Genomic DNA, 18,563 nt, shown 5'->3' with positions numbered 1-18,563 from the left:
CAGTACATCCAGCCCGGCAAGCCGAACCAGAACGCCTTCATCGAGCGTTTCAACCGCACCTACCGCAACGAGGTCCTGGATCTCTACCTGTTCAACGATCTCGAGGAGGTCCGCGAGATCACCCACTGGTGGGTGATCGACTACAACGAGGAGCGGGCGCATGACGCCCTCGGCGACCTGCCGCCGGTCATCTACGCCCAGCTCCACTCAACCGCCGAGGACTCTAAAAATGAATGGTCCTCTTGACGGGGAAGCTTACGCTCTTGACGGGGAAGCTTACGTATCCACCCACGGATCCCATACGTCCAGCTGCGCGTTGTCGCCCTGGAGGTCCGCGATGATGTCCACCACCCGGCTGTTGCGCAGATCCGGGCAGTTCTCCTAGAAGGCCAGGCCCATCACCAGGATGCGGGAGCCCACCACCAGGAAGCCCTTGCGGATCATCGCCTTCACCAGGCGGTCGGCAATATGCCCGCCCATGGCGTCGTTCACGCGCCGCCCGGCCAGTATCATCTCCGGATGGTGCCCCACCGCCTGCGCCTTGTGCGTCAGGTAGTACGAGTCCACCCCGATGCAGTGACCGCCCACCAGCCCGGGCCGGAACGGCAGGAAGTTCCACTTGGTGCCCGCCGCCGCCAGCACCGCGTCCGCATCCAGCCCCAGCCGATCGATACAGCAGCGACAGCTCGTTAACCAGCGCAATGTTTACGTCCCGCTGGGTGTTCTCGATCACCTTGGCCGCCTCCGCCACGCGGATGCTCGGTGCCCGGTGCGTACCCGCCCGGACGATGCGCGCGTACAGCTCGTCCACAAAACGCGCCACTTCCGGTGTGGAACCCGAGGTCACCTTCACGATGTCGGGAATACGTTGCGCCTTGTCTCCCGGGTTCACCCGCTCCGAGCTGTAGCCTAGGAAGAAACCCTCGTTCAGCACCAAGCCGGATTCCGCCGCCAGTACCGGCGCGCAGTCCTCCTCCGTCGCCCCCGGCTACACCGTGGATTCAAAAATCACCACGTCGCCATCGTTCAGCGCCCGCCCCACCGTACGGCTGGCCGCCAGCAGCGGCCCCAGATCCGGCCTCCGGTGCCCATCAATCGGCGTCGGCACCGTCACCATGAACACGTTGCAGCCCGCCAGCGACGCCGGGTCCGCGGTCATCTCCAGTTCCGCGGCCGCGGCCAGTTCCTCCGGCTCCACCTCCCGCGTGCGATCATGTCCCCGGATCAGCTCATCCACCCGCTGCGCGTCGATATCAAACCCCAGCGTGGGCACCGCCCGAACTCCGCCGCCAGTGGCAGGCCCACGTAGCCCAGGCCGATAACCGCAATCCGTACGTCCTCAAGATCCTTCATATCCAGCTCTTAGCGTCTCAATCCACCCCATGCGCCGTAGGAGCCTGCTCGCAGGCGAAACCGCTTCCCCCTTCATTCCTCTCGGCCACAACCATCAGCAATCAACCGCCCGTATTCCGCCCCCCATTCGCGCGTCCCAAAGTGCTCCACCGCATACTCGGCAGCGCGTTTCCCTATCTCATCCAACTGTTTCCGCACCCGATCCGGTCCGGCACACCGAGCTCCGCCGGCGGCTCACCCGGCGCCGCCACGTATACAGCAAACTCCGCGTCCCGGGCACCCAGGCCAACGGCCAGCCGATGCGACACAAAGAAGCCGGCGTCGTTGGCCACGAACAACAGTTTCCCCCGCACTCCCTTGCCTTCCCGTGTCATTTTACTCACTCGGGACATTTCCCAGGCGCCCGCTCGCCCCAAGCGCAGCCAAACTACAATCGCCCCGGACGGCACAACCCGGAGGGTTCCATGGAACGGAACATCATCTTCTGCCGCGACGGCACCCCCAACCAGAAAAGCAAGATCAACAACAACGTCGTCCACCTGCTGCGCCGGATACCGACTCACGGTTCCAGTCCTCGCGAGCCAAAAAGCGCCGAATCGATTTGCCGCCAGCACCAGCAGATCCTTGCCCACGAGCCCGGCGTGGGCACCTTCTCGCTGCTCGACTTCGGCCGCGAGAACGTCATCGGCACCACCCTGGGCAAGCTGTTCGGCCACGGCCGCACCGCCAATATCGAGAACGGCTACCGCTTCCTGATGCAGCGGTATCGCCCCGGCGACCGCGTATACCTGCTCGGCTTCTCCCGCGGAGCGTATGCCGTGCGCGCCCTCTCCGACATGCTGCACAAATGCGGCCTGCTGCATCCGGGGCAGGAACACCGCATCCGCGAGGCCTTGTGTCTGTACACCCGGCAGCACGACGAGCAGCAGGCCGCCGCCAACCGCAGGCAGCACACCCGCCCCTGCCCGGTGCATTTCATTGGCGTCTGGGACACCGTCGGCTCGCTCGGCCACCTCTACCGCAACCGCCGCTTCTTCCATAACCGACTCAGCCCCGAGGTCGCACATGCCCGCCACGCCCCGGCAATTGACGAAAGCCGCCCCAAGTTCGAGGCCCTGCTATGGGACGAAACGCGCGCCAATTCCACTAGACGGTGCAACAGCTCTTGTTCCTCGGCGCCCATGCCGACGTGGGCGGCGGCTACGAACAACGCCAGCTCGCCGAAGTCGCCCTGCAATGGATCCTACAGGAAGCCGCCGCAACCGGCCTGATCGTAAACGAACCACACGAACCCACCAGCGCCCCGTATTCCACCGGCCCCATCCACGAACCCTGGAAGACCTGGGCCGGCCGCGCCCTACGCTGGCTGCACCTCGGCGACCGCCCGCGCCCACTTCCGCCCGACGCCCTGCCCCCTCCGCCGGGAAACGGCACCACGCCCTCGGCTACCGCCCCGACCTGTTCATCCGGCATGCCGAGCTCTAGGAGCGCCTCGGCCGCGTCCGAGCACCGCTTCACCCACAGGCCACGTGTTACCCGCTGGCGACCCGCATCAACGGCCGATCACGCGGGCCGCCAGCGCCACCGCGAGCCAGGCACCGTCAATACACAAACACTTGCCCATCGTCCCGCACACACGGGCTAACCACCAACCCTCGCGCGACCCTACCTCTAACAATGCCCACCATTCTAATCAGAACTCGACGAAATCCAATCCAATGCGCGTTGGCTATTCGCGCCCACCCCATTCCTCGCGTCCAATACCAAATATGAGGTTCCTCGAAACCCTCGCAGCAAGCCGACGCCCCTCCGAGTATCCAACAACGACCGCCAATGCTGCCTCGTTTTGATAGGGCTCATTTTCCGATCCCCACGACTCACCCGGCGCTCCGATGCAGTCGAGGCCGAAACCATCATTACGATCACCCCATCCGCGGTATGAATATCGGCCCGGTGCGACCTCACCAGCGCCGACACGGTCGTCCCAACGTGACGCGCAACCCGCCTCAGCGCCTGCACAGTCAACTGGTCAAAGACAACCACTTCGTCCCTCGCCCTCGCACGCGCCCGAGCCCGAAGCAGCGCACCGGTCACGAACAACCAGTTCGCGCCCGTCTTGGAGAGCATCCTCCTCCCCCCGACTCGCCAAAGGAACCTGATAGCCCGAAGCATTATAGACGGCGAACCAACCAGCCCACACAGCGCCCCCCAATTATAGACTTCACCGCGGAAACACCGTGAATGTTCGACAAGAGTGTTAGAAATTGTGGACTTTCCGGCGCCGGCCGGACCCACAAACTCAATAACGCGCATATCAAAGCCTCATATTGCCTGCCAACCCCAGGCCCTAGTTAACGACAGCTCTCCAACATGTTGTCATAGAGACCAACCATGGCACCCACGGTATATCGGTCCACCATCGACTCCCGCGCCAACTGCCCCCGTCTGCGCAGCTCGCCCTTTCCGAGTGACAGCGTGTCGCGCAGGGCCTTCTCAAGCCCTTCCATGGTCCAATCGGGCGCAACGGACCCACTTCCAGCTACAATCCGCGCGCTGTCCCCCACAGGTGTTGCAATGGCCGGTATACCGCAAGCCATCGCTTCTCCCAGAACATTGGAAAAGCCTTCCCCCCAGGCGGACGGCAGGACCAGAAGGTCAAAAGCCGGGTATAAATTCTCCGGCTCCATCACACCTTCACTAAGAAACACGCGTTCTTGCAACGCCAACTGCTTCACCAGACCGCCCAGGGCAGCGGGCACCCCCCGACCAACGATCGCGCAGAATACGTCCGGCCGGTCCTGGGCCAAGGATGCAAACGCCCGTAGCCACACCGCATGGTTTTTCATGGCATGTGAACGGCCCACCACACCCAACAGAAGCCCCTCTTCCGGGACACCCCACTTACCCCGCTGAGCCCAACGGACGGAGTCATTTGGACGAAACCGATCCGTATCAACGCCATTCGGAATGACGATCGTCTTACTCGAATCGTAGCCCAAGGCTTCATGCTGAAGTGCAGCCGTCGCACTGTTGTAAACGATTCTCCCGGGTACCCTACAAAGTCGTGCACCTGCACGAATCGCCCACCGTGTCATGGCCTTTTCACGCCGAAGATCACCGACCGAGTGTCGAACATTCCAGAGCACGGCCCCTCGGTGCCCCATCAGACGGGTCATACTCGCCGCAAGGTTCCCGTGGTACATCCAGCCCATGACCACATCCGGCTGATAGGTCACCAAGGCCTTCCGAAGCCTCGGTATCCACATCGGCGAGAACTTTTTGCGGACTCTACCACTAAACAGCGGGATGCCGTTCCCTCGAATTGGCGCCCCCATCACACCCGGCGAAAGCATCGAAAAAACTGCGTTCTCCCGCCCAGAGGCACCCACCAATGTCGTCAATTGCCGTTCGGCGCCACCCTGGTTAAGGCCCGTGATAACGTGAAGTACCTTCATGATGACGCTGTACCTTGAGACCCCGCCGTGCCTTGAGACCCCGGAGCGAGCGCGGCACTCTCGAGCCTTTTCGTCAGGACGTGGCGATGGGACAAATAAATGATCATATGGGTGACTGCAAGAGTCAGAAGTACACGCCCTGTCATACCGGTTATAAGATTCTGCGTTATCGAGACCAGCAGAAACGTTACCAGAACAGCTAACGGAAAGGCGCCCGCGGCACGATCAACGACCCACACACGCCATGCTTTATACGCCAGAACTAAAAATAGGCCAACAAAGCCCCCTAGAAGAACCGGCCCAGCCTGAGCGAACATGAAGACATACATACTGTCGAAGGTTGGAAGATCCCCAAGTGCATGTGCCGGATTAACCAAGGTGCCAATAACCGTCCATTCTTGCGACTCACGTATGGCGGAGAACCAGCGTTCGCCGCCACGCCCAGCCACTTCCTCGAACGTCTTATCTCCAAAAACCACCCCGATAGTCTGAGCAATCCGACCACCGTCCCCAGAAAACATCCTGCCTAGGTTTAGGTTGAGGACAGCCCAAGCGACCGCTGAAATAGCAACTAGACCCCCAATAACCGTGACTGGCCGCACCATTTGCAATCGGCGTATGAAGACGATGCGCACCAGAAAAACAAGGAACAGTAGCACCGGCAAACCGAAGATTACTGATCGATTACCTGATGCGACGACAAACGCAAGACCTGCGAAGCCAATCAAGTAAGACCGCCACCCGCCCCCCTTTGAAAACAGGGCGACCAAGAGCATCAGGCCCCCAACCAGAGCAAGCCCGGAGGCGTGGTTCATGGCGCCTGCAAACCGATTAATGTGAAATCCATAACGACCATAACCACGACCATCTTCTGGATACCACAGGTCGACGACGAACGGAACAGAACCACCGACGTTCTGCAGCCACACCTGCCCCCCCAGAACGAGCGCATTCAAAGCCACTAACGCCAAGAGGAAATTAGTCAAGTCGGCCTGAAACCGGTCATATCCTCGTTCACGGTAAGCGAAGAGAAACACTGCAGCTATCGACACTACCTGTAGCCAGCGCAGATCGCCCAAGTACCATTCGAGTTGGGCCTGCGGAAGCAGAATCAAGCCGATCAGCGGCAAAGTTAGAACCAGAGTGACGTAACCTAAGTAGGCAGTGAGGAGCGGTGCACCTCGAACGCGCGGAATCGTACCCGACCGCGCCACCACCAACAGGCCTGTAAACACGGATCCCAGCCACAAGAGGTCATAGAAGCGCACTCCCGAAAACGCCGTTATTCCCACAGGGGGTCCTGCGACCATCCACAGCAAGCTCAGCCATCCGAGTGCGAGGCTGAGTGATTGCAAATCGGAAGCAGGACGCTTATACGGAGCCGCACCCACACTCGATTCGTGGCGCTGCCGGCCGTTCAATCCATCAGTAGCCACTGTCCTACCTGTGTCTCATACGTTATGCCTGTCGGGGGACGGAACCGGTTCGAGCTCAAAGGCAACCTCCATATACTCGCGCGCAATGCTTGGCGCAGCGAAATCGCGCGCCCGTTCCTGGCGCGCTTCGCGTGTACCTCGCGGAGAATGCAGCGCTTCGGTAATGGCTGCGGCGAGACCATCAGGTTCATTCACCGGCACCAAATGCCCCAACTCCGCATCCCGAAGCAACGCCCGAGGAGCCCCTGGGCAATCCGTGGAGACCACCGGTGCCCCGGTTGCCAACGCCTCGACCAGCACGTTCCCGAACCCCTCCCAGCGCGACGACAGTACGAAGAGGGCGGAGCTTGAAAGCACCTTCTCAGGGGCCGAGACGAAACCCGGCATATGTACTTGATCCGCGACGCCCAGCCGATCCGCCTGCGCCGCCAGGTCTGCACGCAGGGGGCCTTCACCGAGGATCACGAGATCCGGCTTTCCATCTCCTAACCGACCGTAGGCCTCCAGCAAGACATCGAATCCCTTCTGCTCAGTGAGCCGTCCGATGGCGCAAATGTACCTTTTGCCCTTTATTTCAGGGAGCGGTGTTTCGCTGGAACAGGCCTCCGATGCCGCCGTTATGGCAATCGGATTTCCAATCACCCGAACATGCGACCGGAGGCAGATTTTTCGGTCGACGAGTGTGCCCGCAACGGCGTCGCTGATTGCCACCACCGAGCTTGTGCGTGGATAACAGGCCCGCATCAGGCGCTGTATCAGAAACCTCTGCAGAAAGCGACGCGGATCACCTCCTGGCTCACGAACGACATTATCCTCGCGTACAACCAATCGGCCGGGCCGCCCTGCCAGTTGCCACGCAACGGCCGCGCACACATTCGCATAGTTCAGACTCGAACAAAGCACCGCCGGTCGCACTCGTCGGAGGTAGCGAGCCAACGCCGGAATGGCTCTGGAGGCCCGCCCCTTGCCCAGATCGACGATCTCCACCTCCGGGCGCACTTCATCCAGGAACTCCCCCGCCGCGCGGGCCAGTACGATATGCACCGGGCGGTCCGTCAGATCGACCAGTGCATTGGCGAGGTTGACTACGACTTTTTGAGCGCCACCGCCATTTAGGCCTGGAATAAAAAACGAAACTGGACGATTTTCCATAGCTAGCGAGTCGGCTCCTCAAAAGGGAAGGTGTGCAGGGTGGGCCAGTTGCGATTGACCACCGGTGTGACGGCTTGATAGAACCGCCTCGATTCACGAACCAAAAACTGTATATCGCTGAAGTCACCGGACTTAATCATATCAACAAACCTTCTACACCAAAGGTCGTTACAATTTCGGCGACCAACATTGATTGGAACTTGCTCGCGCTGAGCGAGGGACTTTATGTTCTGAATTTCTTCCACCTCGACCCGCAAAAACACCGGGCTCAAACGCCAGTAGAGAAGCTTGAGCAGCCATGCGCTCGGCACCCTGGAGGTTCCAGTGAACAGCGGACAACAGGAGTGGAGAAGCCCTTCATCACTTAAGAATATTTTTTTATTGTACCCCATAAAGCGACGAAAATAGATGGATTTCATGGCCACCAGATGGCACCGCCTAACCCTGTCAGAGATTACCGCCCCTCTAGACTCAACAAAAAGGAGAACCAAGGCTGGCAAGTACAACGGAAAGCCAAGAAAAAAAAGAAAAGCTTTCTGAGATTGAGTGTAACCAGAAACAAAACCACGAAAGTCTTCTCTGTCCACCAATTGTACGTGATGGCTCTGAAGTTCACGCTTGTCGCGAGTCAGCCTCGTGGTTTTTCCCGCACCATAGGGGCCTATGTATTCAACAATCGCTGAAGAGCCAATCGACTTAAGTGTGGGACGAATCCAGTCCGACATATTACTAACTCGGTCGTCGTTATAGAGGATAGGGAAAATGCAACCATTTTCCCGATATAAAGAAAAGCACCATTGGTTGTTCTTGGACGCCAAGCTATGGGCGCCACCAAGCTCTGAATTGCTCAGAAACCGATTCAAGCAGGGCGGCTTCACCAAAAATCTCTTGATGTGCCAGTTCCCCATGACGATTTATGACATTTAGCAAAACCGAACAACCATAAGACTGGGCTAGATGTATTCGTTTTGGGTGTTGTCGTTCATAAACATCTATGGCGTAGTCTGACGCAGACTTATACCCTCTTTCCCTAGCCACACGTTCTGGGCGGTCACGGTCTCCACGTTGAATCATTCTCGTGAGTGCCAAATCGGGATGCAGTGATGTGAGAACGACGCAATCACCAAAGCATGCAAGGTTTCTAAATGTGTGCAAATGGGGAAAGGGATCCTTGCATATGTGTTGCGGTAACCATGAACCAAGCTGCAAACGACCTTGATCGAGGAGCCACAGGCTCGAGTCTTGAGACAGTCCCTTTAGCAGGCTGTACTCTGCGGCCATCCGAAGTGAGGCGCGCACAGGGTTTCTGGACAGGCCAAAGCTGTGTTTGTGCCATTTGTAGGCATTCAGGAACGCTTGCGGAGCCTCGTGGGCATGGGAGGCTGCGGCCTTGAGTTTAGGGCCAGTGGGCGAAGCTTTCGGGCTGACCGAACGTCTTACCGACCGGGTCTCTGGCCATGTCTTCAGCAAATGTCTAACAAATTCAGTCTTCCCGCTCGCAGACGGACCCGAGAATTCAATCAACACAGGACGACTCCCTTGCGCGACCCTGTTCCAGCTGCACGACCCGCCGACAGTTTCGGACCGTGCTCAATCGGTGGGCGATAAGGATCAGCGTCTTGGTTCCGGCCAATGCATCGATAGCCTCCATCACCGCGCTTTCTGTTTCGTTGTCCAGTGCGCTGGTTGCCTCATCGAATACGAGCAAGGGCGGGTCGTGGTAGAGGGCCCTGGCAATGCCAATCCGCTGCCGCTGACCACCAGAAAGCCGCACGCCACGCTCGCCCACGACAGTGGCGTACCCCTGTGGCATGTCGCTTACGATGAAGTCGTGCACCTGGGCCATGCGGGCGCAGCGTTCCACTTGTTGGTGGTCGACCTGCTCGGGCGGCACGCCCAGGGCGATGTTTTCGGCCACGGTGGAGTCGGTCAGGAAGATGTCCTGCGGCACGTAGCCCAGCGCCTGCTGCCACGCGCGCAGGTTGTCGTCTGTGATGGGCTGGCCGTCCACCACGATGGCGCCATCGGTGGGGCGCAGCAGGCCCAGCAGCACGTCCACCAGGGTGGTCTTGCCGGCACCGGAGGTTCCGATGATGCCCACGGAGCTGCCCACGGGGATTTCCAGGTCGATCCCCTGCAGGGCCGGGCGCTCGGCGTTCGGGTAGGTGTAGTGGATGTTCTGCAGAGTAATGGTCTGCTTGGGCTCCAGAGGTTGTGGGGCGCGCTTGTACAGCTCGGCCAGAGCGGAGCGCTGGTACAGGTCGTTGTAGGCGTTGTCCACGGCGGCGGCGCCGAAGCGCAGCTTGGCCATGCCCTTGTAGATCTTCTGTGCGGCCGGTAGCAAACGAGCCCCGGCAAAGACGTACAGGCCGAGGATGGGCAGGATGTCGCCCAGGGCACCGCTGTCGGTGCCTCCTTGAGTTGCCAGCAACACCATAGTGAGCGCGATCACGCCACCGAAGCCGACCGCCTCAATGACGAACTTGGGGACCTCGCCGAGCGTCTGGTTGGTGGCCTGGTGGCGGGCCTGACGGCTGGATGGGCCGTCGAACCGGGAGAGGTAAGCGTGTTCGCGGCCGAGCAGCTTGATGTCCTTGATGCCGCCCAGGGCCTCGCTGGCGGCGGTGAAGCGCTCCTGGTTGGCGCGGGCGCGGTCGCGCCCCACGCGGCCGAGGATGCCGCGCACTGCGCCAAAGATGAGCGCATACATGCCGCCGATCACCACGGCCACGCCCAGTGCGAGCCACGGGTCCACCACGATCAGCAGGATGACCAGTGCGAGGATGACCACGCTGTAGGCGACCATCTGCATGCCGGGGCGGAAGACCTGCATTACGAGCTGGTCCACCTCGGAGAGGATGTTCTTGGCCATGTCGCCGCTGTGGCGGTCGAGGAAGAAGGCGTAGGGCTGGCGCAGGTAAGTCTCCAGCAGCCGCTTGCCAATGCTGTGGCGACGCATCTCGATGAAGCGGTTCATCGCGTAGTGCGTGAGCGAGCGGAAGAAGGCGGAGAACAGGATGAGCCCGAAGGCGGCCGCGCCCAGCGCGAGGATGAAGGCATCCACCGAGGTGAAGCCGAGGCCTTCGTACAGGGTGTTGAGCACCGGGTTGGTCTCGACTACCTCCGGGTTGCCCAGCACGCTCAGAAACGGCATGACCGAGGCGACGCCGGCGGTTTCCAGCACGGCCATGACGATGACCATGCCCAGCACGAGGCCGCCGCGGCGTTTTTCCTTGCGGCTGAGCAGGGCCAGGGCTTTGCGGTAAGTGTCAAACATGAAGGCCGGTCAGTCGCTGTTGAACAGGTCGCGGGTGTAGACCTTGTCGGCCTGGTCGCGGATGTCGTCGGTGATGCGGTTGGCCACGATCACGTCGGCCTCGCGCTTGAACTGTTCGAGGTCGCGGATGACACGGGAGCGGTAGAACTCGTCGTCCGGGAGCTCGGGCTCGTAGACAATCACCTCGATGCCCTTCGCCTTGATGCGCTTCATCACCCCCTGGATGGCGGAGGCGCGGAAGTTGTCGGAGCCGCTCTTCATCACCAGGCGGTAGATGCCGACCACCTTCGGGTTGCGGCGGATCACGGCGTCGGCGATGAAGTCCTTGCGCGTGCGGTTGGCCTCCACGATCGCGCCGATCAGGTTGTTGGGCACCTCGTCGTAGTTGGCCAGCAGCTGCTTTGTGTCCTTGGGCAGGCAGTAGCCGCCGTAACCGAACGACGGGTTGTTGTAGTGGTCGCCGATGCGCCCGTCCAGGCACACGCCCTCGATGATCTGGCGGGTGTCGAGGCCGTGGGTCTCGGCGTAGGTGTCCAGTTCGTTGAAGTACGCCACGCGCATCGCAAGGTAGGTGTTGGCGAACAGCTTGATCGCCTCGGCCTCGGTGGGCTGGGTGAACAGCATCGGGATGTCGGTGGCCACCGCACCCTCGGCCAGCAGGCCGGCAAACGTCTCGGCCCGTTCGGACTGCTCGCCCACGATGATCCGGGTCGGATGGAGGTTGTCGTGCAGGGCCTGCCCCTCGCGCAGGAACTCCGGCGAGAACAGGATGTTGTCGGTCTCCATCCGCGCCTTGATCTCGCGGGTGTAGCCCACCGGCACGGTGGACTTGATGACCATCACCGCCTGGGGGTTCACCTCCAGTACATCGCGGATCACGCTCTCCACCGAGCGGGTGTTGAAGTAGTTGGTATCCGGGTCGTAGTCCGTGGGCGTGGCGATGATGACGAAATCCGCATCGGCATAGGCCTCCTGCCGGTCCAGCGTCGCCTTCAGGTTCAGCGCGCGGTTCTGCAGGAAGTCCTCGATGTCGGCATCGATGATCGGCGAATGCCGCCGGTTGATCTGCTCGACCTTCTCCGGCACCACATCCAGCGCGGTCACTTCGTGGTGCTGCGCCAGCAGCACCGCGTTGGAGAGGCCCACATAGCCGGTGCCGGCCACTGCAATCTTCATGCTGTCCTTTTCCTTGTATGTCTATTTCCGTCGGTGATGCGGCAACTAGGGCGCATCGGAATGCGTTTCCTGCATACCCCGCACCTCGGAACGCAGTTCTTCGATCTCGGCCATCAGGGCCTCGTGTTCGGCGCGCTTGCGCTTCAGCAGGTGATACGCCAGGCGGGACTTTTCCTGCAGTCCGCCCGGGGTGAGCTTGTAGAGGTAGGCGGAACGATTGTCGGCACGGCGAAAGTTCTGCGCCTTGACCCAGCCGCGCTCCAGCAGGGCCTTGAGGGCGTAGTTGGTCTTGCCTACCGAAAGACCCAGGGTGCGCGCCAGCTGCCGCTGACTCATCTCGGGGTCGTTCTCGAGCAGGCGCAGTACCTGATACTGAAGCTCATCGCTGATCAAACGTCGGGGCCCATGCCGCCGCGGCGGCCGCGTTCACGAATTGAGCGCGCATTGGACCATGTTTGTAAGGCCCCCTCAAGACTGCGGGATGACACCGTGCACGCATTTCTACGTCAACGCGGAATCGGATGGACGCGCAGGCCCGGTACCTTTTCAAAATCGCCATCTCCGGTGACGAAGGTGCCTTCCGGGTCAATCGCGAGCAGGGACGCGGCCTGGATCGCGTCGGGTGTGCGCAGACCATGGTGCGCACGCAGCTCCGTTGCCATGTCCAGAACGGCGGCATCCAGTGCGATCACCGACAACCCCGGGTCGCTGAAAAACGTATCCAGCTGTTCAAGAACCGGAGTGTTCGATTCGCGCAACGGGAGCACGCGGCATTCCAGGCGGCTCAACGCGGACACCGCGAGTGCCGGAGGGGTTTGATCCTGCGCCAGCCCCCTGAGCACCTGCCGAACCGACTCTCGGGTACGGGCATCGCCCTCGAGGAGGTAGATGATGGCGCTGGCATCCAGAAACGCCAGCATCAATCGGACCAGCCTTCACGCTCCGCCTGCAGTTCGCGGTCCAGCTCTTCGCGGCTTCGCGGTGCCGACGGCGGTGAATTGTCCTCCAGCAACCGGTGCCACAACCGCCCCCGGGCCTCGGCGCCCTCCGCCAGACGCTGGTAGGACTCCTCGCTCAGGATGACGTACCGCGGGCGATTGCGCTGGATCACGTGCACCGGCCCCTTCTCCAGCGCACGATCCACCGCGCTGATCCCGCGCCGTTTGATTTCCTGCGCCGAAATCACGTTCTCCATACGCCCTCCAGTACCGATTTGAGTACTAATTGTAGCACTCCGGAGGAAGGCACCCCTCTACAGGTCACGGAGATCGGCCTTGCTGCATCCGTCAGTTCTTCGGGACGCCCGAGCCTGATGACAGGAGGCGTTCCAGCCGGGCCCGACGGGTGCGTGTGGCGGGGGTGTCAGGCAGGCGCCGCGCCCAGTGGAGGGCCGTGGCCGGGTCGCGGCGCTGGTGTTCGTGGTATTTGGCCAGGGCCTCGATGGCCTCGGGGTGGCCCTGTTCGGCCAGCGGCTGCCACAGGGCCACGGCGCGCGGCCATTCACCGGCGCGGCGCCTTTCCCGGGCGAGCCACAGGCGGCCCTGGAGCCCCAGGTGCGGTTCGCATTGCTGCAGCAGGTGCCGCGCCTCCCCCGGGCCGCCCAGTCGGTCCAGCAGGCGCGCGGCGCCCTCGGGCGAGGCCGCGTGCGTTGGGGGATCGGCCAGCACCTCGGCGAGCGCCGGCCCCAGCACGGCCAGGCTGAGGATGTCATCGGCGTTGTGCCGCACCACGCGCTGCAGCAGGTCGGCCTGGCCGAAGCGCAGATACGCTTGCCACGCCCACGGGGCCTCGGAACCCGGCAGGTCGTCGCGGCGCTGCAGGCCCAGCAGGCGTTCCTCGGTGGTGCGCAGCCGGCAGTCCGGCCAGGCGTGGCCGAACAGGCCGCGCACCGGGTGCAGGAAGTCGGTATGGGCGGTCTCGGCGGGATCGTGGCGACGCTGCATGCGGCGCCGGTCGCGCAACAGCGGCAGGTCGAAGGTCTTGCCGTTATAGCTGACCAGATGCCGGCACTCGCCCAGCGCCTCGTCCACCGCGGCCAGCATCGCGGCCTCGCCGGCGAAGGCGGTCATCAGCCACTGGCGCAGACGCAGGCCCTCGCCGCTGGGGGTCGCCAGCCCCACCAGAAAAGCCACGGTCCCGGCCCCGCCCGCCAGCCCGGTGGTCTCGGTGTCGATGAACCCCACCCGTTCGCCGGCCGGCCAGAACGGCCACGCGCTCCCGGCGGCGCGTCCCAGTGGCAGGCGGCCGTGGACCGTGTCCACCGGCAGTTCGCGATCCAGCAGGATCACGTGTTCGCCAATGCGGGTCCCGCCGAGATGCTCGGCCAGCTCGGCAGCGCTGGCCACGCAGGTGGCGGGTGCGGGCGAGCGCTCCGTGGCGCCGACCGGGGCCGGTGCCGATTCCGCGTCGAGCGTCGCCGCGCGCGCGGATGCAGATGGTCCCGGGGCCTTCGGTGCCGCCCCCATCCGCCGGATGCGTTCGCGCAGCTCGGCCAGGGCGCGAGCGCGTTCCGGGTTTTCGCCCTGCCCGGTCGCCGGCGCCCGACCGTCGTGCACGGGCCCTTCGTTTACCGATGGGCCGGCCGGTTCCTCCCCGGATTCGTTCCCGGGGGCCGTACCCGAAGTCCCCGGCCTGTCCCGGACAACCTCGTCCGCGTTGCGCCGTTCCGGGGGCACGCCGGCCTGGCGCCGCAGGGTGTTCAGCCGGTCGGACAGGCTCACGCCGCCGGCTCCGTGTCGAGAGATTCCAGCACGGTCAGCGCCGCCTGTTTCGGCGAGAACCCGCGCACCTCGTCGCTGGCGAGGATCGGGCCGATGCAGGCCGGGCAGCCGTGGGCGCAGCCGCAGTTGCGGATCAGCGCGAGGGCGTCGCGCACCACCCGCGCGCGGGCATCGAACAGCGGCGCCGACAGCCCCACCCCGCCGGGATAGTTGTCGTACAGGAACACCGCCGGGCGAAAGCGCGCCTCCTGCTCGGGGTCGCGCTCGCCGCCGTCCAGAGTGCGCAGCTGGCCGCGGCCGCCGGCCCCCACGGTGGCAAACCAGCGGGCGTCGCCATCGCCCACCGCACGGCCAAGATCCTGCGGTTCGGCCATCACCACCAACGCGGCGACGTGGTGCATCGCATAGGCCGCGCCGAGAAAGCCGTCCAGCGCCTCGTGGCGCGAGGCGAAGCGCGCCGCCAGGGCCTCCGGCGCCAACTGCCACCACACCGAGGTGGTGTGCATCTCCTGGTCCGGCAGGCTGATGTTGCCGTAGCCCACGTTTTCATGGGTGTAGTAGCGGATCTTCTTGTAGCCCGGGATGCGGCGCACGATGTGCACCTCGCCGCGCGCGGCCTCGCCCTGCCCGGCCGCGCTGCGCTCGAAGTCGTCGAGGATCTTCAACCGGGTATAGTCGATGGCGTCGGTGTAGTAGTCGGCGCGGGTGCGGGTAACGAAGGCCTTGCGTCCGTCCCAGTCGAGGTGCTCGACCTGGTAGGGCACGGCCTGCACCAGATAGATCGCGCCCTCGTAGAGGGTCTCGGCCGCGCTGGAGAAGTCCACCTCGGCGATGATGTTCTGCTGCCCGTCGCTGGTGTCCACCACCACGAAATTGCCCTCGGCCACCGAGCGCAGGCTGACGCTCTGCGCGGGGTAGCTGTCCTCGGTCCAGTGCCAGGTGTCGGATTCGCGGTGCAGCACGCCCTCCTCTTCCAGATAGTTGAGCAGGGCCTCCAGGTCCTCGCCGCCGAAGGTCTCGCCGCGCCGGAACGGCAGCTCGAACGCAGCGCAGCGTACGTGGTCCAGCAGGATGAGCAGCTGGTCCGGGGCGATGCGCGCCTGCTCCGGCGACTGCCCGAGGAAGAACTCCGGGTTGCGGATGATGTACTGATCCAGCGGCTCGGAGCTGGCCACCAGCACGCCCAGCGACGGCCGGTTGCGCCGCCCGGCCCGGCCGAGGCGCTGCCAGGTGCTGGCGATGGTGCCCGGGTAGCCGGTCAGCAGGCACACGTCCAGGCTGCCGATGTCCACGCCCAGCTCCAGGGCCGAGGTGGCGATCACGCAGTCGACGTTCCCGCCGCGCAGGGCCTTCTCGGTCTCGCGGCGCTCGTTCGGCAGATAGCCGCCGCGATACGCGGCCACCCGCGCCGCCTTGCGCGGGTCGTTGTCGAACACGTCCTTCATGTAGCGGGTGAGGATCTCCACCATCAGCCGCGTGCGCGCGAAGATGATGGTGGACAGCCGCGAGCGCAGCGCCATGCGCGCGATGCGCGTGACCTGCGAGCGCGCAGACGCGCGGATGCCCAGATCGGCGTTGACCACTGGCGGGTTCCACAGCAGCAGATGGCGCTCACCGGCCGGCGCACCGCTCTCGGTGATCGCCCGCACCGGCGCGCCCACCAGCCCCTCGGCAAGCTCCTGCGGGTTGGCGATGGTCGCCGAGCTCAGGATGAACACCGGATCCGCGCCATGGAAGCGGCAGACCCGCCGCAGCCGGCGCATCACGTTGGCCACGTGCGAGCCGAACACCCCGCGGTAGCTGTGGGTCTCGTCGATGACCACGTACTCCAGGCTCTCGAAGAACTGCGCCCACTTGGTGTGATGCGGCAGCACGCCCTGGTGCAGCATGTCCGGGTTGGTCACCACGATGTCGCCGCGCGTGCGCACCGCCTTGCGCGCATCCCCCGGGGTGTCACCGTCGAAGGTGTAGGCGCGCACGCCCAGTTCGCCGGCCTCGTTGAGCTCCATCAGCTCGGCCACCTGGTCCTGCGACAGCGCCTTGGTGGGGAACAGATACAGCGCCTTCGCCTTGCGCTCGCGCACCGCCTGCAGCACCGGGAGGTTATAGCAGAGCGTCTTGCCCGACGCGGTGGGGGTCACCACCACCGTGTGGTGCCCGGCCCGCACCTCGTCCCAGGCCGCGCGCTGGTGGCTGTATAACCGCTCGACGCCGCGCCCCCGCAGCGCGGAGGCGATCGCCGGATCAAGGTCGTCGGGGATGGGCGCGGTACTGGCCGGCCGCGCGGGCATCACCAGCTCGCCGGTAATCCGCTTGCGGTAACGCGCCTTCAGCCGCTCGGCCAGCCGGCGCGCGCCCTCCACTCCGGAATCGGCTTCGGGGACACCGGGTGGCGGACGGGCTGACGTCCCGGCATTCACAGAAGCTGCCCTTCTCTTTCGGCAATGTCATGAATCGGGCTGCGGGTGATGTTCGGGGCGCAGAGGACAACGTCCACTGCACGCCCCTGGAGCCGGCGGCTGATCATGGCCGAGAGACGGGCGGAAAGCATGGCCGGACGCTCGACCGGGTCATCCAGCTCAACCAGCACGTCGACATCACCACCTCGCCCTGCGTCGTCCAGACGCGAGCCAAACAGCCGAACAAGGGTGCTGGCACCGCATTCGCGGCGCACGACCTCGCGGATCGCTTTTATATGCTCGGGACGAAGACGCATTTCCTTGATTGTAGGCCAGCCGGTGCCCCCGTCCAAACGGACGGTTTGTCGTTTCGGGTCGCCATGTTCCCATGGAACCGGCCTGACCCGATTTGCATACGGGTCACGGCCGTCACCCGACGAACCCTGCAACGGAGGATCCCATGCCCGACCCGACTGGTAATCACTTCCCGCCACCCCTGGCCGTGAGCCTGCTGCTGGCCGGTCTGGCCGGAACCGCAGGTACGGCCGCTGCCGAGCACCCCGAGCTCTACCCCGCCGAACAGGATGGCGAATGGGGCCTGATCGACCGCGACGGGGAATGGGTGGTGAGCCCGCGTTTCGAACAGCTCGAGTCGTTCAGCGAGGGCCGCGGCATCGCCTTTGACGGCGAGAAGTTCGGCATCATCGACGCGGCCGGTGAGTGGGTGGCCGAACCGGAATTCCGTTCGGCCGGCCGAGTTACCGCGCTGGAAACCTTCACTTATCGGGAATCCCCGCTCACACCTTTTCGTGAGGGCTACACCACGTACTGCTGGAATCCGCGCCCCAACGTCGATGCCGGCTGTCACCTGGTCGACCGCGACGGCCAGGCCCGGCTCGAAGACCAGGACCACGCCGAGCTGGGCCGCGTCAGCGAGGGCCTGGTGGCCTACCAGCCGGACGACGGGCTCCGCTCGCCGTGGGGCTTTCTCGATACCGATGGCGAGGTCGTCATCGAAGCGCAGTTTCACGAAGTGGGGCCGTTCGTCGACGGACTGGCACCGGCCGCCGCCGACCGCAACGAATGGGGCTTCATCGATACCGACGGCGAATGGGTTATCGAGCCGGAATTCCGCGAGACCACACCCTTCTCCGACGGTCTGGCCGCCGTGGAAATCGGTTCCTGGCACTGGGCCTACATCGACCGCGAAGGCGAAATAGTCCTCGACGAAGGCTATCGCGATGCCTCGCCCTTCGATCAGGGGATCGCCCTGGTCACCGACGACGACACCCGGGCCGAGCGGTTCATCGACACGGATGGCCGGACCGCGCTGTCCGCCGTGCTGGAACGCGATGACCTGTGCACCATCCTGCCGTATCGCGACGGCCTTGCCCCGGCCCTGATCCATGCCTCCGACGGTTCCGGATGCGGGCCCGCGGTGGACACCAACAAGGAGCACCGCAAGATGTTTGCCGAAAACGCAGTGATGGCGTATTTCGACACCGACGGCGAGATCGTCTGGCGGGCCGACGACTGAGTCACTAAGTCCCGATCAGCCGAACCCTCCAGACGCAGGGTCGGCTGATCGGGGCACA

At 63.6% G+C, this 18,563-nt stretch carries 14 protein-coding genes and 2 pseudogenes; 3 read left to right on the top strand and 13 right to left on the bottom strand.

What is annotated here, in order from left to right:
• Positions 1–246: integrase core domain-containing protein (locus D571_RS0112625; RefSeq protein WP_018937056.1), on the top strand; the 246-nt coding region annotated here is incomplete at its 5' end.
• A 36-nt stretch (positions 247–282) separates the two neighbouring features.
• On the opposite strand, the pseudogene D571_RS13840 reads toward D571_RS0112625, so the two are convergent.
• Positions 283–1,353, bottom strand: a pseudogene (locus tag D571_RS13840) (nucleotide sugar dehydrogenase); the annotation flags it as partial.
• A 29-nt stretch (positions 1,354–1,382) separates the two neighbouring features.
• Between D571_RS13840 and D571_RS13835 the strand changes: the two are divergent.
• Positions 1,383–2,998, top strand: a pseudogene (locus tag D571_RS13835) (DUF2235 domain-containing protein).
• Between the two features lie 706 nt (positions 2,999–3,704).
• Here the strand turns inward: D571_RS13835 and D571_RS0112600 are convergent.
• From D571_RS0112600 to D571_RS0112550, 12 genes are all read right to left on the bottom strand, one after another.
• A complete protein-coding gene (locus D571_RS0112600) occupies positions 3,705–4,808 on the bottom strand; it encodes a glycosyltransferase (protein ID WP_026287840.1) in 1,104 nt (367 codons plus the stop codon).
• Complete coding sequence (locus D571_RS14355; protein WP_156815795.1) at positions 4,805–6,127, bottom strand: hypothetical protein; 1,323 nt, start codon at positions 6,125–6,127, stop codon at positions 4,805–4,807. Before D571_RS14355 ends, D571_RS0112600 begins: the two co-directional genes overlap by 4 nt.
• A gap of 132 nt (positions 6,128–6,259) precedes the next feature.
• Complete coding sequence (locus tag D571_RS14180; RefSeq protein WP_083916910.1) at positions 6,260–7,396, bottom strand: glycosyltransferase; 1,137 nt, start codon at positions 7,394–7,396, stop codon at positions 6,260–6,262.
• A 2-nt stretch (positions 7,397–7,398) separates the two neighbouring features.
• The gene (locus D571_RS14350; RefSeq protein ID WP_156815794.1) at positions 7,399–8,121 is read right to left on the bottom strand and encodes a hypothetical protein; all 723 of its coding nucleotides are present in this window, start codon (positions 8,119–8,121) and stop codon (positions 7,399–7,401) included.
• A 791-nt stretch (positions 8,122–8,912) separates the two neighbouring features.
• A complete protein-coding gene (locus D571_RS0112585; protein ID WP_018937050.1) occupies positions 8,913–10,673 on the bottom strand; it encodes an ABC transporter ATP-binding protein in 1,761 nt (586 codons plus the stop codon).
• Between the two features lie 9 nt (positions 10,674–10,682).
• Positions 10,683–11,849: a nucleotide sugar dehydrogenase gene (locus tag D571_RS0112580; RefSeq protein ID WP_018937049.1), complete on the bottom strand. Its 1,167-nt coding sequence runs from the start codon at positions 11,847–11,849 to the stop codon at positions 10,683–10,685.
• A 45-nt stretch (positions 11,850–11,894) separates the two neighbouring features.
• Positions 11,895–12,242 (bottom strand): MarR family EPS-associated transcriptional regulator, encoded by a 348-nt coding sequence (locus D571_RS0112575; protein WP_018937048.1) that lies wholly within the window; start codon positions 12,240–12,242, stop codon positions 11,895–11,897.
• Positions 12,243–12,355: 113 nt separating this feature from the next.
• A complete protein-coding gene (locus D571_RS0112570) occupies positions 12,356–12,769 on the bottom strand; it encodes a PIN domain-containing protein (RefSeq protein WP_018937047.1) in 414 nt (137 codons plus the stop codon).
• Positions 12,769–13,044 (bottom strand): type II toxin-antitoxin system Phd/YefM family antitoxin, encoded by a 276-nt coding sequence (locus tag D571_RS0112565; RefSeq protein WP_018937046.1) that lies wholly within the window; start codon positions 13,042–13,044, stop codon positions 12,769–12,771. The genes D571_RS0112570 and D571_RS0112565 overlap by 1 nt, the downstream gene beginning before the upstream one ends.
• A gap of 91 nt (positions 13,045–13,135) precedes the next feature.
• Entirely contained in the window at positions 13,136–14,569 is a 1,434-nt protein-coding gene (locus D571_RS0112560) for a ribonuclease H-like domain-containing protein (RefSeq protein WP_018937045.1), read from the bottom strand.
• Positions 14,566–16,932: a DEAD/DEAH box helicase gene (locus D571_RS0112555; RefSeq protein ID WP_018937044.1), complete on the bottom strand. Its 2,367-nt coding sequence runs from the start codon at positions 16,930–16,932 to the stop codon at positions 14,566–14,568. The genes D571_RS0112560 and D571_RS0112555 overlap by 4 nt, the downstream gene beginning before the upstream one ends.
• A gap of 53 nt (positions 16,933–16,985) precedes the next feature.
• Positions 16,986–17,321, bottom strand: coding sequence for a nucleotidyltransferase domain-containing protein (locus D571_RS0112550; RefSeq protein ID WP_232196981.1), 336 nt, complete (start codon positions 17,319–17,321; stop codon positions 16,986–16,988).
• Positions 17,322–17,428: 107 nt separating this feature from the next.
• Here D571_RS0112550 and D571_RS0112545 point away from each other — a divergent pair, with 107 nt between their 5' ends.
• Entirely contained in the window at positions 17,429–18,505 is a 1,077-nt protein-coding gene (locus D571_RS0112545; protein ID WP_018937042.1) for a WG repeat-containing protein, read from the top strand.
• Positions 18,506–18,563: the final 58 nt, after the last annotated feature.

The sequence above is a fragment of the Thioalkalivibrio sp. ALJ24 genome (assembly GCF_000377785.1).
Classification (GTDB): domain Bacteria; phylum Pseudomonadota; class Gammaproteobacteria; order Ectothiorhodospirales; family Ectothiorhodospiraceae; genus Thioalkalivibrio.
Note: the sequence above shows the minus strand (reverse complement) of the source record. Positions and strands in the feature narration are given on the sequence as shown.

What these genes read in the sequence shown, in the direction of transcription:
- D571_RS0112600 (WP_026287840.1), bottom strand. Translation starts at nt 4,808, where the DNA reads ATGAAGGTACTTCACGTTATCACGGGCCTTAACCAGGGTGGCGCCGAA.
- D571_RS0112570 (WP_018937047.1), bottom strand. Translation starts at nt 12,769, where the DNA reads ATGCTGGCGTTTCTGGATGCCAGCGCCATCATCTACCTCCTCGAGGGC.
- D571_RS0112580 (WP_018937049.1), bottom strand. Translation starts at nt 11,849, where the DNA reads ATGAAGATTGCAGTGGCCGGCACCGGCTATGTGGGCCTCTCCAACGCG.
- D571_RS14350 (WP_156815794.1), bottom strand. Translation starts at nt 8,121, where the DNA reads ATGTCGGACTGGATTCGTCCCACACTTAAGTCGATTGGCTCTTCAGCG.
- D571_RS0112585 (WP_018937050.1), bottom strand. Translation starts at nt 10,673, where the DNA reads ATGTTTGACACTTACCGCAAAGCCCTGGCCCTGCTCAGCCGCAAGGAA.
- D571_RS0112565 (WP_018937046.1), bottom strand. Translation starts at nt 13,044, where the DNA reads ATGGAGAACGTGATTTCGGCGCAGGAAATCAAACGGCGCGGGATCAGC.
- D571_RS14180 (WP_083916910.1), bottom strand. Translation starts at nt 7,396, where the DNA reads ATGGAAAATCGTCCAGTTTCGTTTTTTATTCCAGGCCTAAATGGCGGT.
- D571_RS0112545 (WP_018937042.1), top strand. Translation starts at nt 17,429, where the DNA reads ATGCCCGACCCGACTGGTAATCACTTCCCGCCACCCCTGGCCGTGAGC.